The following is a 13,701-nucleotide window of genomic DNA, read 5'->3' on the forward strand; positions in this document are numbered from 1 at the left end:
GTCTTATTGAAAAATATAAAAGCGAAAGGGGCGGGAAGTAATGGACTTCGGTTTTGATCGCGTTTTGATCGCTGCCGGTGTTTTGGCTGTTCAATTTTTCTTCTCGACAAGGAACCGCGCCTATTGGGGGGCCGTGATTCCTGTTGCATACGCGGCATGCTTGACCTGGATGTTTGCGACAAACCAGATTGAAAGTGCGCTGCAATATGCGCTGATTCTTCTGATCGGCCTTCTGTTTCTGTTCGGGGAATGGCGAAGCGGCCGGATCTATTATCATAAGAAAAGAAAAAAAGAATTGGAAAAAATGAAAGCGACCGATCTGAAATTCGATTGAATGGCTCACGGACCATCCTCACGTTGCCGACCATCGCCGGTCGGGGACTTTCACCGCATGGATGACGCCCGTGCCGGGCATAATCGAGCAGGAGGGGGCGGCTAGCCCCCGACCTCTCACACCACCGTACATGCGGGTCCGCATACGGCGGTTCCGAAAGGTTAACAAAGTTCCAGGTAACGAGAAAGCAGACTTTTCAGCCCTTTCGCTTCCCAGTAGGAAGTCGGAAGGGCATTGTTTGTGTTACGGGACATTTTCCACGGACCACGGCGTGCGTTCGCCATCATTCGAGCCGCCCATTCGGGCACGCCGAGTGCACGGAGATTACACAATCTGGTCTTGGGTCTCTTCCATTGTTTCCACAGACACATGCGTAGTCGCCTGCGAATCCATGCGTCGAGGTTACCACAGTGGTTCTTGGCGGCAGCCAGACGGAAATAACCGATCCATCCCATCATGAAGCGGTTCAGTCGGTTAATCCGTTCTTCCATCGTCAGCGGGCGCGAGCGGTCCGTTATCTCCCGGACTTTCTTCTTGAAACGCTGAATCGTCTTGGGTGCCAGACGGATTGTGGCCTGCTTGTTCGACAGGAAGCTGAAGCCGAGGAACTTTCGGTTCCACGGCCGGTCTACCGCGCTTTTGTCCCGATTCACTTTCAGTTTCAGCTTTCCTTCCACAAATCGGATGACCGATTCCATGACCCGTTCCCCGGCCCGCTTGCTGGCCACGAAGATGTTGCAATCGTCCGCATAGCGGACGAAGTGCAGTCCTCGTCTGGTCAGTTCTTTGTCCAAATCGTCCAGCAGAATGTTGGCGAGCAACGGGCTGAGCGGGCCGCCTTGCGGCGTGCCTTCTTCCGTTCTCACGACCACACCCCCGGCCATCACCCCGGCGTTCAGGTAAGCGCGAATCCGTTTGAGCACGCGCTTGTCGTCTATCCTCCGCGCGACTCTCGCCATCAGGATGTCGTGGTTCACACGGTCGAAGAATTTTTCCAGATCCATATCCACGACCCAGCGGAGGCCGCTTTGGATATACTGCTGCGCTTGCCTTACCGCATCGTGCGCTCGCTTGCCCGGCCGGAAGCCGTAGCTGTGCCATGAGAAATGCGGGTCAAAGATCGGTTCCATCACTTGCAGAAGCGCTTGCTGGAGAAGACGGTCCATCACGGTCGGGATGCCGAGCAGCCGCACGCCGCCTCCGGGTTTGGGGATTTCCACCCGTCTGACGGGCAAGGGGCTGTACGTTCCCGCCAGGAGTGCGGCTTTCACCACTTCCCAGTGTGTGTTCAGGTAAGCTTGTAACTCCGTTACCGTTACCCCGTCCACACCGGGGGCTCCTCCGTTCTGTACCACTTTCCTGTAGGCCTTCAAGAGGTTCTCCCTTTCCAGCATCTTCTCCAGCAAGTCGTCCTGTGCTTTGCGAGAGGAAGGGGCGATTTGTGCCGGCAACGGACTCGGCACTCCAACGGTCCCTTGCGGCTTCACCGCTACCTCCCGCTGGCAGCCCTCTTGCGAGGTATTCTGCTGTCTATGCCCGTCGCGCGAACGCATCGGCTTCCTCTCTCCTTTCGGCTTAAGCCCTTCCGCTTTCCTTACGTCCCGTACTCGCGTACTATGGCCTCTGCTGACTCCTGCGGATTCAGCGCAGCCTCCCGGCTGCGGTTACGAAGTGACTTCGCGTATTCCGCAGGCCTCCCCGGATAAGCGCGTCATCTTTCCGCCCGCGACCACTGGAGTTTACAGGATTAGCCCTTGGCGGCTTTGGAGTTTGCCTTAAGGCTTCCTTCAGATTCGGCCTCGCGACCGACACCCTTGCCCTCGGCTAATGGCAGGCGCTCGCCAGCCCCCATTCCGGACTTTCACCGTACCACAAGTTGAAGGCTGCTCGATTCGAGCAGCCTTCCTTTCAACCCTTCGGCCTGACGACCAGCGCAGCCAGAAACGAGAAGATGATCGCCGCCGATATGCCCGAGCTCGTCACTTTGAACATGCCCGTGATGACGCCGAGCGGCCCGGTGTTCTGCAGCTCGGTCAGCGCGCCGTGGACGAGGGCGTTGCCGAAGCTCGTAATCGGGACAGTTGCCCCCGCTCCGGCAAACTCGATGAGCGGCTCGTACCAGCCCAGGGCGTCCGCGATCGCCCCGATCACCACCAGCGTCGACATGGTGTGCGCCGGCGTCAGCTTGAGGACGTCGAACATGAGCTGCCCGAGGACGCAGATGCCGCCTCCGACGATGAAAGCCCACAAGTACTGCATATCAGGCGTCTCCCCTTTCGATGGCGACCGCGTGCGCGATGCACGGAATGGTCTCGCCCTGCTGATAGGACAGCGGCGAGAGCAACGCTCCGGTGGCGACGACGAGGATGCGCTTCAGTTCGCCGCGCTGCAGCCGTTTCAGCAGATGGCCGTAGGCGACGACCGCCGAGCAGGCGCACCCGCTGCCGCCGGCCTGCACTTTCTGGCGCTCGATGTCGTAGATCATCAGCCCGCAATCGCTGAATACCGTATCCTGCATTGGCACGCCGTCCCGCGCGAACAGGTCGACGGCGATGCGGTGCCCGACGGTCGCGAGATCGCCGGTCACGATCACGTCGTAATCGGCCGGCATCCGCCCCGTGTCGTTGAAGTGCGTCTGGATCGTGTCGACGGCGGCTGGCGCCATCGCCGCGCCCATGTTGAACGGATCGGAGATGCCGAGGTCGACGATCTTGCCGATCGTCGCGCAAGTGATGACGGGGCCGCTGCCCGAAGCGGCGACGACGGCCGCGCCGGCGCCGGTCACCGTGTACTGGGCGGTCGGCGGCTTCTGCGAACCGTATTCGGTCGGGTAACGGAACTGTTTTTCCGCTGTACAGTTATGGCTGCACGTACCCGCCATCGCATACTCCGCCGTGCCGGAATTGACGAGGTGCGCCGCGAGTGCCAGCGACTGCATCGACGTCGAGCAGGCACCGAAGACGCCGATGTACGGCAGGCCGAGGTCCCGAGCGGTGAAGCTGTTGCTGATCAGCTGGTTCAGCAGGTCGCCGCCGATGTAGAACTGCACCTGATCTTTCCGGATGCCCGCGTTCTTGATCGCGAAGTCGGAAGCCTGTTCGAGCAGGAGCCGCTCCGCTTTTTCCCAGCTTTTCTGGTTCAGATCGAGCTCGGCGTGGACAAGGTCGAAGTCGGCCGCGAGCGGCCCCGCGCCTTCGTCCGGGCCGACGACGGTTCCCGTGCCGATGATGACGGGCCGGTTCTCGAACCACCAGGTCTGCTTGCCGCGCAGCATGTTCAGTGCCCCCTGAGCCCGAAGATGACGTGGATCAGCCCGATGACGAATGCGGCGACCGTGCCGTATACGATAACCGATCCGGCAAGCTTGAACATGTTGCCGCCGACCCCGAGCACGAGCCCTTCGGCGCGGTGTTCCAGTGCCGCCGAGCACATCGAGTTGGCGAAGCCCGTCACCGGCACGGCAGAGCCCGCGCCCGCCCATTGCGCGATCTTGTCATACACGCCGAAGCAGGTCAGCAGCACCGAGATGAAAATGAGCGTCGCGACGGTCGGGTTGCTGGCCTGCATGGACGACAGTTTCATCCAGGACATGTAGCCGTTCTGGATCGCCTGGCCGAGCACGCAGATCAGGCCGCCCGAAACGAACGCCCGAACGCAGTTTTGCAGAACGGAACGGGAAGGTTCGCGCTGCTTCGCGAACGTCTTGTACTCTTTCGACGACATCGACATCGGTTTGAATTTGCCTTTCCCGGCGGTTCTGGTCGCCACTTGACGAACCCTCCTGTCACTTACGATCTTACGCCTTACATTGTTTGCCGATTCGACACGCGTTATGCCTCCCGAAAGCCGCCTCCGCTCCGCCGCAAGACCCTTCCGAGCTAGAGTAAAGGGCTGGGGATTCCAGCCCCTCCTCATCAAACCGTACGTGAGGTTTTCCCTCATACGGCTTTCCGATGTTCGTCATTCATGTGCATGCAACTAGCAGAGCTTCTTTAGTCCACAGACATTGGCAATGTGTTTCACTTTGTGCCAGCAACTACGCCAGTTCCGCCGCTGGTGCTTTTTCGCGTACCAGCGCGTCAACCGCATAAGAATATACCAGTCCAGCTTCGCCATTTTGCGGTGGCTGTATGCCGTCATGTAGTAATTCTTCCATCCTTGAATCTTCGAATTTAACCAGTCCACGTACACCTGGTTCCGCGACGTCGCCGCTTTCGCCTTCCGGTGATGCAGTCCAAGAAAGTCAAACCCTTCCTCTCCTGTCCACATCCCCACGATCCGCGTTTTCGTCGGGTGCAAGGTCAGTTCCAGACGTTCCATAATTGCCCTAACCAACTGGCAGGCGTGCCGGGCGTCTTTCTTCGTCTTGCACACGATGACAAAATCATCCGCGTACCGGGTGAGTACCCCGACTTCCTTCCCGTGCTTTTCCCACAATCGGTCGAAGTAGTTTAGGTAAATGTTCGCCAATATCGGCGAGATCACTCCTCCCTGCGGTGTGCCGAGGTCCGAACGTTTGACGTCCCCTTCCTCCATCACGCCTGCCCCGAGCCATTGCCGGATCAGCTTTAGGACCCTTCGGTCGCTGATGCGCATTTCTACCAGCTTCATCAGTTTCTCTTGGTTGATGTTGTCGAAGTATCCTTGGATGTCGACGTCGACTACCCAGTTCCCTTTCCGGTTGCAGGCTTTGCGTATGCGTTCCAGCGCCTGCTTCGCTCCACGCTTGGGGCGAAAGCCGAAGGAACAGTCCTGGAAATCCGCTTCAAAGATTGGTTCCAGCACGAGTTTGGTTGCCATCTGAATGACACGGTCCCGTATCGTCGGTATGCCAAGCGGCCGTTTCCTCCCGTCCGCCTTGGGGATGTACTAGTGCGTGGAATCGTCGCGTCTTGAACAAAGCAGGGGTCCTTCCCTCCCGCAGGTTGTGTTGTCCGGCGTTCCTCGGTACTATAACCCCCTCGGACTCCCTTCCTGCAGGCCGCTCACTTCACCTTTTGGGCTTATAGAGTGCCTCTTTACGGAATTGTTCCGTGCAGGGGAGGGTCTCCCCAGTTCACGGTATCTTCTTTCATGTCGTGCCGCTCCCTCTACGCCGGAGGATTCTTCGCTGCCGCTCCAGGTTCCCAACAGCTTCCGTGGCCTTCGCCCATGTACGCGGGGCTCGGCTTCCTCTTTTCCCTCTTGCGAGGCCTTTTTGACGACGCGGCAGGATTCACTTGATGTTACGGCCTGACATGTTGCTCGCCCTGTCTCTGACAGGTACTTTCGTCGATGCGCTTCTACGCACGGATTTCGCCGTACGCAGGCATCCTGGCTACACGGGGGCTTGGCCCCTCCCGTGGCCGGACTTTCACCGGCTAGAAGATACGTGCTTTCTGGGCACGCCGCACAAAAAAAGAGCCGCACGGCATGCGGCTCCAGCAGCATGGGGACAATGTCAAAAGGCAGCGGCAAAAACAAAAATCAGGACAAGAAGCACGTACAACAGCAGGACCAACAACCCGAGTCGGCTCACCCCTTCGGCTCCTTTCGCGGTTGGTGCGCTTCTATCTTATGCCGGCTGCTCCCAGTTGTTCTTCGCTGACCGGTCGGATGCGGCAACTGTGACGCTGTCCGTCTGCCAGGCGGCCTGTTCGTATGAGCCGATAGAAAGACGACCGCTTCTTCTCTTCCGTGCCGGCTTTCTCGCCGGCATCATCGGATGACGGCTGCGCCATCCACTCTTCATAACGCTTGAAGTCGATGCCGAGTTGCTCCATAATCCGCTTGACATCCAACGCGACCAACACAACAGGTTCCTCCAATCGGCTTGATGCTTTCAAGCGATGTCACACCTAATGTTGTCCCAACTGGTTCTATTGTATAAAGCCGATCAGGATAGCGTAAATAGGAAGTATTGTCGTATTTATGGGAAGTATTGTCGCTTGATGTCAATTGCGACCGGATCGTCGGCCCGGGCCGGGACTTTTATTCGATGACGACACCTTTCTCCAGAAAAAGATGGGCGTACAGTGCCGTTTCGCCGGTCGCAATGACCGCGCAAACCCGTTTGGCCCGCTCGCAGGAGCCGGTTGATGTCAACGCTTACAATCCGGTAATATAAATAAAAGTCAACGTGGTTAAGGAGCGGTCGCAGGAATGGTGACAATCTACGACATTGCCGCGAAGGCCAATGTGTCGGCCATGACCGTGTCCCGGGTCATCAACCAGCCGGAGCGCGTAAGCGAGAAGACTCGGGAGCGTGTGCTCAAGGTCATGGAGGAATTGCACTACGTGCCGAACGGCATGGCGCGCAGCCTCGTGTTGCAAGAGTCGAAAATCCTGTTCCTGCTCGTGACGGATATCCGCAATCCGTTCTATACGACGCTGGCCCGCGGCGCGGAGGATGCCGCGGCCGAGAACGGGTTCCGCCTGCTGTTCGGCAACAGCGACGAAAGCCCGGACAAGGAATCGAACTATGTCGAGACGATCCTGAAGACGCGCGTCGACGGGGCGCTGATCGCGCCTTCGGGCGACGCTTCGCTCCCGAGCCTGGAGCGGCTCCGGAAGCACAAGGTGCCGTTCGTGCTGCTCGACCGGGAAGTGCCCGGCATCGAATGCGACGTCGTGCTCGGCGACAGCATTTCCGGGGCACGGCAGCTCGTCGGGCATCTGGCGGAACTGGGCCACCGGCGGATCGCGCTGGTCAACGGCTCGCTGGCCGTCTCGAGCGCGCGGTACCGGCAGGAAGGCTATCGCGAAGCGCTCAAGACGTTCGGCCTGGCCTATGACGAGCGCTATGTGCTGGAGGCGGGATTCGGGCTCGAGCATGATCCGGCGGCCATCGAGGCATGGCTGAAGCGGCTCGATCCGCTGCCGACCGCCATTGTCGCCGGCAACAACGTGCTCGCGCTGCATGTCATCCGTCTGCTGCGGGCCCGCGGCATCCGGGTGCCGGAGCAGGTGTCGGTCGCCGGCTTCGACGATTTCGGCCCGTTCGCCGGCGCCGATCCGTTCGTCACCGTGGCCGCCCAGCAGGCATACCAGTTCGGTCATACCGGCATGCGGCTGCTCATCGAGCGGATCCGCGCGCGGGGCGAAGACCGCCCGCGGAAGCGGATCGTGCTGCCGACCGCCCTCATTCTGCGAAAATCGACGGCGCCTCCGGTTTGACCGCGGCGTGATCGCGGCGGTTCGGCACCGCGGCGTTCATCAGGCTTCCCACAATCGTCTTATGCTGATCTCCCGCGTCCCATCGGCCTTGCGGAGCTCGTAGACATCGGGGTTCGTGAGACTTTTCCATGCTTCATAGCCGAAGCGTTCATCGCATGCTTTCAGGATGAGCGCCATCAGGTTGCCGTGGGTCACCACGATGGTATTCGACTCCGGCCGCCGCCAGCATTCCTCGATGACGCCGGCACCCCGCTCCATCGCTTCCCGCGACGATTCGCCGCCCGGAAGTCTGGCCTCCATGTCGGTGAAGGATGTCCTCAAATGTTCCATCCAATCGGGCAGCGGTTCGGTCGACAGCACCCGTTCGCTCAGGCGGCCGTCCGTCTCGATCGCGATTCCGCTTCTGGCGGCATACGGCCGGATGGTTGCGACCGCCCGTTCGAACGGGCTGGCCACGATGCGGTCAACCTTCATCCCCGCGAAGAAGTCCGCCAGCCGCTCCGCCTGCGTCACGCCTTCTTCGGTGAGCGGCGCCTCCGGCTCCTGGCCGGCCGCCTTGCAATGCCTGACGAGATAGATCCGTTTCATTGCCGCTTGTCCGTCACCCGCTTTTCCATAAATTCAATCCGGTTGCCGTAGGGATCATGGATGTAGAAACGTCCGACGCCTTCTTCGGCCCTTGCGTCATCGTCCGTGATCTGCACGCCGCTTGCGAGCAGATGCCGGCGAAGCGCATCCAGATTCCGCACGTGAAAAGCCGGATGGGCCTTGGCTGCCGGTACAAAATCCCGCTGCACGCCGATGTGCACCTGATGCACGCCGCATTGGAACCAGACGCCGCCGCGTTTTTGCAGCGTTGCGGGCTTCGGAATCTCCTCCCAGCCCAATATGCCGCCGAAAAACTTGCGCGCCTCCGCTTCGCAGCCTTCCGGAGCAGCCAGCTGGACATGGTCAAGACCGTCAAAACGGTAAGCCACGATCCCCCGCCTCCTGTGTTTCAATTAATGAAACTTTATTTCATATTGTGAAATTAATTGTAATACAAATATTTTCTCCCGTCCATAACAGCATCTCCCGCCCGTGTCTGCATCTCTCTGTCAAACATTCGAGCCCCCGGGCGCAAAAAAACGGAGCAGGTTGTCCCTGCCACGGTTCGTTCGTGCCGCTTCGGCATTCGTCAAGCTTTCGGCGCATGCAACCCCGCGGCCCGCTGCGCCTGTTTGATGCGGTCGATCTGGCCCAGGTGATGGTGCACGTGCCGGACGAAGCCCCGTATGAGGTCCGCGATGCTGACGGTCTCGCCCTTCGCGTTGACGCCCGTCTTCGCCAGTTCCGCTTCGGTCAGCCGGCCGAGCAATTGCGCGTTGTAATGCAGCAGCGCCCCGTAAGCCGCCAGAATGTCCACCGCCCCGGCCTCGTTCGCTTTCTGCCCGGCCACCCACGCGTCCTGGGCAAAAGCGGGCAGACGGGCCGCGTCTCCCGCCAGTATGGCGCGAATCCGAAACGACGTCACGATGCTGTGGTCGGCGAGGTGCGCGAGCACTTCCGTCACGCTCCATTTGCCGGGCGCCTCTTTCCAGCGCAGCGCTTCTCCGGACAGGCCCGCGATCGCCTCCTGCAGTTGTCCGTACGTATCCAGAAAAGCTTGAACATCCGCTTGTCCACTCAACTTGCATACCTCCTGTCGATGGGTCGGTTGGTTCCCGCCGGCGTGTCAGGATGCGCTCCGCGCATCCGCCAGGGCGCGTTCCGCGAGCGCCGCGAAGAAGGCGGCGGCCGGCGCCAGCGCGCGCTCGTCGACATCGAATTTCGGGTGATGCCATTCCTGCGGCCCGTTCGTTCCGGCGAACACGAACAGCCCCGGCACCTGCTCCTGGTAGACCGCGAAGTCTTCCCCGGCCGCCGACGGGACGGGGACGACCGCCCGCAGGCCGAGCTCGGCCGCAACGGCCTCCGCGAGCTTGGCCAGCCGGGCATCGTTGCGGACCGGCGGCGGCCCTTCGATCCAATGGATGGCCGCCCGTGCGCCGAAAGCGGAGGCGGTGCCCCGGACGACCTGCTCGAACCGCTCCCGCACGCGGGATCGCACCGACCGGTCGAAGGTGCGGATCGTGCCTTCGAACTCCGCCCGATCCGGGATGATGTTCCACGCGGTGCCGCCGTGCAGCTGCGTCACGCTGATGACAGCGCTCTGCAGCGGGCTGACGCTGCGGCTGATGATCGACTGCAGCGCCGTAACGATATGGGCGCTGGCCACGACCGGATCGATGCCCGCATCCGGAACGGCGGCATGGGAAGCGCGCCCTTCCACTTCGACGCGGAAGCCGTCCGCCGCGGCCATGAGCGGGCCTTCCTGGATGCCGAAGGCGCCGACCGGCAGGTCCGGCTTGTTGTGCAAGCCGAAGACGGCGCGGACACCGTCCAGCGCCCCGCTCGCGACCACGCGGCGCGCGCCGGACGCCTTCTCCTCGGCGGGCTGAAAGATCAGGCGCACGGTGCCGCGCAAGTCCGCCTCCCGCTCCTTCAGGAGCAGCGCGGCGCCGATGATCGCGGCCGTATGGAAGTCGTGGCCGCAGGCATGCATCCGGCCCGGGACTTCCGATGCGAAGGGGAGGCCCGTCTCCTCCTGGATCGGCAGCGCGTCGATGTCGGCGCGGAGCGCCACGACGGGCCCTTCCCGCAGCCCGCCCACCTCGGCGATGACGCCGGTGCGCAGCGCATAGCGGCTCGCGATCCGGATGCCGGCCGCTTTCAGCCACCCGCGGATCCGCGCGGTCGTCTCGAATTCTTCATGTGACAATTCGGGATGGCGGTGCAGTTCCCGCCGGATGGCGATGAGCCGCTGCGCCAGATGCTCCGCCGATCGTCCGGCCGGCGCGCGGCCGCTCATCGTTCCGCCCTCCCCGCGGCCTTGCGGTTACGTCGCAACCTGCCCCGCCTCCTTCAGCGCTTCCTGCAGCAGGACGAACGAGCGCAGCCGCTTCTCGAACGGTTTGATGTTCGTCGTGATCATGAACTCTTCCACACCGGTCGCCTCGCGCATTTCAAGCAGTTTCGCCAGCACGTGCTCCTTCGAGCCGGCGTAGACGACCGGTTCTTTCTCCTCGATCGTGTAAGGGATGCCGGCCTGGCGGCCGTAGTCTTGCGCCTGTTCGACCGAGCCGACGGTCACGGTCTGCCCGTTCGCCAGCCTCACCTTCACGATCCGGTGCGTCGGCACGAGCGACCGCGCCTCTTCATCCGTGTCGGCCGCGATCGCCGCGAGGGCGATGATCGCCTCGGCCCGCCCGCTTCCGGAAGGTGCGGGGCGGAAGCGCTGCTTGTAAATGCGCACGGCTTCCACCGCTTCGTCCTCGTCCCCGCCGATGAACAGCGAGAACACATACGGCAGTCCCAGCTCGGCGGCCAGCTCCGCGCTCTGGACGGTCGTGCCCAGCAGCCAGATCTCCGGCGGGACGCTCGGCACCGGGGTGGCGCGCAGCCCCGCCAGCGGATGGCCGTCCTGCAGCGGCCGTCCGCCGACATAACCGGCAAGCTCGAGGACCTTGTCCCGGTAATCCGGCTGCTCGGCCATGTACCGCTGCAGCGCCCGCGTGCTGCGCGGCAGCCCGCCCGGCCCGCGTCCGACGCCGAGGTCGACGCGGCCCGGCTCGAGCGACGCCAGCACATGAAAGTTTTCGGCCACCTTGTACGGGTTGTAATGCTGGAGCATGATGCCGCCCGAGCCGACGCGGATCCGTTCCGTCCGGGCCAGCAGATACGGAATGAGCGTCTCCGGCGATGAACCCGCGAGCTGCTCCGTGTCGTGATGTTCCGACACCCAGAACCGGACGAAACCGTGCCGGTCCGCCAGCCCGGCCAGCTCGACGGTGTGCGCGAGCGCTTCGTCGGCGGTCTCGCCGGGATGGATCGGGCTCTGGTCGAGAATGCTGAGCTTGATCGTCATCCGGACAGCCTCCCTCATCTCAAATCGAATATTCCGGAGCAAGCCGCCTCAAAAACTGTTTCGTCCGCTCCTCCTTCGGTCTTGCGAACAGTTCGGCGGGCGGGCCTTCCTCCACGATGGCGCCGCCGGCCATAAAGACGACGCGGCTCGCCACGTCCTGGGCGAAGCCCAGCTCGTGCGTCACGATGATCATCGTGATCCCTTCTTCCGCAATCTGGCGGATGACCGCCAGCACTTCGCCCACCAGCTCGGGGTCGAGCGCGGACGTCGGCTCGTCGAACAGGATCACTTCCGGCTCCATGGCCAGCGCCCGGGCGATCCCGACGCGCTGCTGCTGGCCGCCGGACAGCCGGCTCGGGTAAGCGTCCAGCTTGTCGCCGAGCCCGACCTTCTCCAGCAGCCGGACCCCGCGCTCCCGCGCCGCATCCTTCGGCATCTTCCGGACGACGACCAGCCCTTCCATCACGTTTTCGAGCGCCGTTTTGTGCCGGAACAGATTGTACTGCTGGAACACCATGGCGGTCTTGCGGCGGAGCGCGTGGATCTCTTTTTTCGAAGCCTTGCTGCAGTTCACGTGAAGATCGGAGATGCGAATCTCGCCCGCATCCGGCCGCTCCAGAAAATTGATGCACCGGAGCAGCGTCGTCTTCCCCGAGCCGCTCGGCCCGATGATCGCGACGACTTCGCCCTTGTTCACCTCGAGGCTGATGCCCCGCAGTACGTCGTCTTTGCCGAACGATTTGCGGATGCCGGTCAGCCGGATCATGCCACTCCCCCCTTGTGATACCGGTTGATGCGGCGCTCGATGGCCCCGCCCGCCCGTTCGAGCAGGATCGTCATCGCCCAGAAGAGGATCGCGGCCGCCAAATACGCCTCGAAGAACTTCCAGTTCGTCGACGCGACGATTTCCGCCTTCGCGTTGATGTCGACGACGGAGACGACGAACGCCAGGGTCGAACCGTGCAGCATGCCGATGACGAAGTTGGTCAGGTTCGGCACGCTGGCCGCCAGCGCCTGGGGAAAAATGATCCGCCGCAGCGTCTGCATCGCCGTCATCCCGAGCGACTGCGCCGCCTCCCGCTGCCCTTTGTCCACCGCGAGGAGCCCGGACCGGATAATCTCGGAGCAATACGCCGACGCGGTGACCGAGAACGACAGATAGGCGAATCCGATCATCGGAATGCGGGCCGAATTCCAGCCGAGGCCGAGACGGCCGGTCCACGTGTCCACGATGAGCGTCAGCCCCGCGTAGATGACGAGCAAATGCACGAGCATCGGCGTGCCGCGGATCACCGTCACCCAGGCGGCCGCAAGGCGGTGGAGCACCGGAACGCGATAGACGCGGACGAGCGCGATGGCCGTTCCCGCCAGGAAGCCGCATCCGACCGAGACGGCCGTAATGGCGAGCGTCGTCGGCAACGCTTCAAGCAGCTTCAGCAGCGCCTCACCGATAAATGAAGGATCCAGCTTCATGACGGCGTGCCCCCCTGCAGCCCGGACGCCAGCTTGCGCAGCGTCAGACCCCGGCGCAGCCGGAACCGGCCGGCAGCTTCCCCGGGCCGTTCATGGCGCAGCAGCCGCCGCTCGGCCGCAAGCAGCAGCTTCTCGAGGATGAACGCGACCGCGAGATAGAGGAGGGCGAGGGCCAGGTAAGCCTCGAGAAAATGCTGCGTAATCCGGGCGAGCGACTGCGCCTTGCCCGACATCTCCATGACGCCCAGCGTGAAGGCGAGCGACGTATCCTTCAGCAAGGCGAGCGTCTGATTGGCGAGCACCGGCACCGCGATGGCGAGCGCCTGCGGCGCCGCGATGCGCAGGAACGCCTGCGGACCGGTCATGCCGAGCGCATAGGCGGCTTCCACCTGCCCCCGGTCCACCGCCATGACGGCGCCCCGGATCGTCTCCGACACGAAGGCGCCCGTATGCAGCCCGTATGTCAGGATCACGAACACGAGGACCGGCGTGCGCGTAACGTCGATGTGGGCCATTTTCAGCAGCTCCGGCAGACCGTAGTAGATCAGGAACAGCTGGATCAGGATCGGCGTGCCGCGGAAGAAAGAGGCGTAGGCGACCGACGCCTGCTGCAGCACGGGAATCCGGTACAGCCGGGGCAAAGCCGCAATCAGCCCGAGCAGCAGACCCGACAGCAGCGATCCGGCGACAATCCCCAGCGTGAGCAGGAGCGTCGAAGCCAGCTTCGGCATGAACGAGAAAACGTAGCTGATGTCAAATGGCAGACCCATTCGTTGGCCTCGCTTTCTGCAGC

The 13,701-nt window shown here is 62.3% G+C and carries 17 protein-coding genes; 2 read left to right on the forward strand and 15 right to left on the reverse strand.

The genetic code is table 11. The features are described from left to right. Positions 1 to 40 precede the first annotated feature (40 nt). On the forward strand, positions 41 to 334 hold the full coding sequence (locus tag THECO_RS11865; RefSeq protein ID WP_015255288.1) for a hypothetical protein: 294 nt from the start codon (positions 41 to 43) through the stop codon (positions 332 to 334). 161 nt (positions 335 to 495) lie between these two features. Here the strand turns inward: THECO_RS11865 and ltrA (THECO_RS11870) are convergent, their stop codons facing one another. From ltrA (THECO_RS11870) to THECO_RS21710, 7 genes are all read right to left on the reverse strand, one after another. Continuing rightward, positions 496 to 1,887, reverse strand: coding sequence for a group II intron reverse transcriptase/maturase (gene ltrA, locus THECO_RS11870; protein ID WP_041853890.1), 1,392 nt, complete (start codon positions 1,885 to 1,887; stop codon positions 496 to 498). Between the two features lie 355 nt (positions 1,888 to 2,242). Then, positions 2,243 to 2,593, reverse strand: a complete 351-nt coding sequence (spoVAE, locus tag THECO_RS11875; RefSeq protein ID WP_015255289.1) for a stage V sporulation protein AE — start codon at positions 2,591 to 2,593, stop codon at positions 2,243 to 2,245. A 1-nt stretch (position 2,594) separates the two neighbouring features. Beyond that, positions 2,595 to 3,608 carry a stage V sporulation protein AD gene (gene spoVAD, locus THECO_RS11880; protein ID WP_015255290.1) on the reverse strand — a complete coding sequence of 338 codons (1,014 nt, stop codon included), beginning with the start codon at positions 3,606 to 3,608 and terminating at the stop codon, positions 2,595 to 2,597. Between the two features lie 2 nt (positions 3,609 to 3,610). Continuing rightward, positions 3,611 to 4,102, reverse strand: coding sequence for a stage V sporulation protein AC (gene spoVAC / locus THECO_RS11885; RefSeq protein WP_015255291.1), 492 nt, complete (start codon positions 4,100 to 4,102; stop codon positions 3,611 to 3,613). A 210-nt stretch (positions 4,103 to 4,312) separates the two neighbouring features. After that, positions 4,313 to 5,200 carry a group II intron reverse transcriptase/maturase gene (gene ltrA, locus THECO_RS11890; RefSeq protein ID WP_269724218.1) on the reverse strand — a complete coding sequence of 296 codons (888 nt, stop codon included), beginning with the start codon at positions 5,198 to 5,200 and terminating at the stop codon, positions 4,313 to 4,315. Positions 5,201 to 5,883: 683 nt separating this feature from the next. Continuing rightward, on the reverse strand, positions 5,884 to 6,126 hold the full coding sequence (locus THECO_RS11895; RefSeq protein ID WP_015255292.1) for a hypothetical protein: 243 nt from the start codon (positions 6,124 to 6,126) through the stop codon (positions 5,884 to 5,886). 178 nt (positions 6,127 to 6,304) lie between these two features. After that, positions 6,305 to 6,418 carry an RbsD/FucU domain-containing protein gene (locus tag THECO_RS21710; RefSeq protein WP_157373568.1) on the reverse strand — a complete coding sequence of 38 codons (114 nt, stop codon included), beginning with the start codon at positions 6,416 to 6,418 and terminating at the stop codon, positions 6,305 to 6,307. Between the two features lie 57 nt (positions 6,419 to 6,475). On the opposite strand from THECO_RS21710, the gene THECO_RS11900 reads away from it, so the two are divergent. Further along, complete coding sequence (locus THECO_RS11900; protein ID WP_015255293.1) at positions 6,476 to 7,489, forward strand: LacI family DNA-binding transcriptional regulator; 1,014 nt, start codon at positions 6,476 to 6,478, stop codon at positions 7,487 to 7,489. A gap of 39 nt (positions 7,490 to 7,528) precedes the next feature. Here the strand turns inward: THECO_RS11900 and THECO_RS11905 are convergent, their stop codons facing one another. From THECO_RS11905 to THECO_RS11940, 8 genes are all read right to left on the reverse strand, one after another. Next, positions 7,529 to 8,077, reverse strand: a complete 549-nt coding sequence (locus THECO_RS11905) for a histidine phosphatase family protein (RefSeq protein ID WP_015255294.1) — start codon at positions 8,075 to 8,077, stop codon at positions 7,529 to 7,531. Further along, positions 8,074 to 8,466 (reverse strand): VOC family protein, encoded by a 393-nt coding sequence (locus tag THECO_RS11910; protein ID WP_015255295.1) that lies wholly within the window; start codon positions 8,464 to 8,466, stop codon positions 8,074 to 8,076. Before THECO_RS11910 ends, THECO_RS11905 begins: the two co-directional genes overlap by 4 nt. Before the next feature lie 200 nt (positions 8,467 to 8,666). Beyond that, on the reverse strand, positions 8,667 to 9,158 hold the full coding sequence (locus tag THECO_RS11915; protein WP_015255296.1) for a DinB family protein: 492 nt from the start codon (positions 9,156 to 9,158) through the stop codon (positions 8,667 to 8,669). Positions 9,159 to 9,203: 45 nt separating this feature from the next. Continuing rightward, entirely contained in the window at positions 9,204 to 10,379 is a 1,176-nt protein-coding gene (locus tag THECO_RS11920) for an amidohydrolase (RefSeq protein WP_015255297.1), read from the reverse strand. Positions 10,380 to 10,406: 27 nt separating this feature from the next. Further along, positions 10,407 to 11,435, reverse strand: coding sequence for an LLM class flavin-dependent oxidoreductase (locus THECO_RS11925; protein WP_015255298.1), 1,029 nt, complete (start codon positions 11,433 to 11,435; stop codon positions 10,407 to 10,409). Between the two features lie 19 nt (positions 11,436 to 11,454). Then, positions 11,455 to 12,201: an amino acid ABC transporter ATP-binding protein gene (locus tag THECO_RS11930; protein WP_015255299.1), complete on the reverse strand. Its 747-nt coding sequence runs from the start codon at positions 12,199 to 12,201 to the stop codon at positions 11,455 to 11,457. Further along, the gene (locus THECO_RS11935; protein WP_015255300.1) at positions 12,198 to 12,908 is read right to left on the reverse strand and encodes an amino acid ABC transporter permease; all 711 of its coding nucleotides are present in this window, start codon (positions 12,906 to 12,908) and stop codon (positions 12,198 to 12,200) included. Before THECO_RS11935 ends, THECO_RS11930 begins: the two co-directional genes overlap by 4 nt. Further along, positions 12,905 to 13,678: an amino acid ABC transporter permease gene (locus THECO_RS11940; RefSeq protein ID WP_015255301.1), complete on the reverse strand. Its 774-nt coding sequence runs from the start codon at positions 13,676 to 13,678 to the stop codon at positions 12,905 to 12,907. Before THECO_RS11940 ends, THECO_RS11935 begins: the two co-directional genes overlap by 4 nt. Positions 13,679 to 13,701: the final 23 nt, after the last annotated feature.

The sequence above is a fragment of the Thermobacillus composti KWC4 genome (genome assembly GCF_000227705.2).
GTDB lineage: Bacteria > Bacillota > Bacilli > Paenibacillales > Paenibacillaceae > Thermobacillus > Thermobacillus xylanilyticus.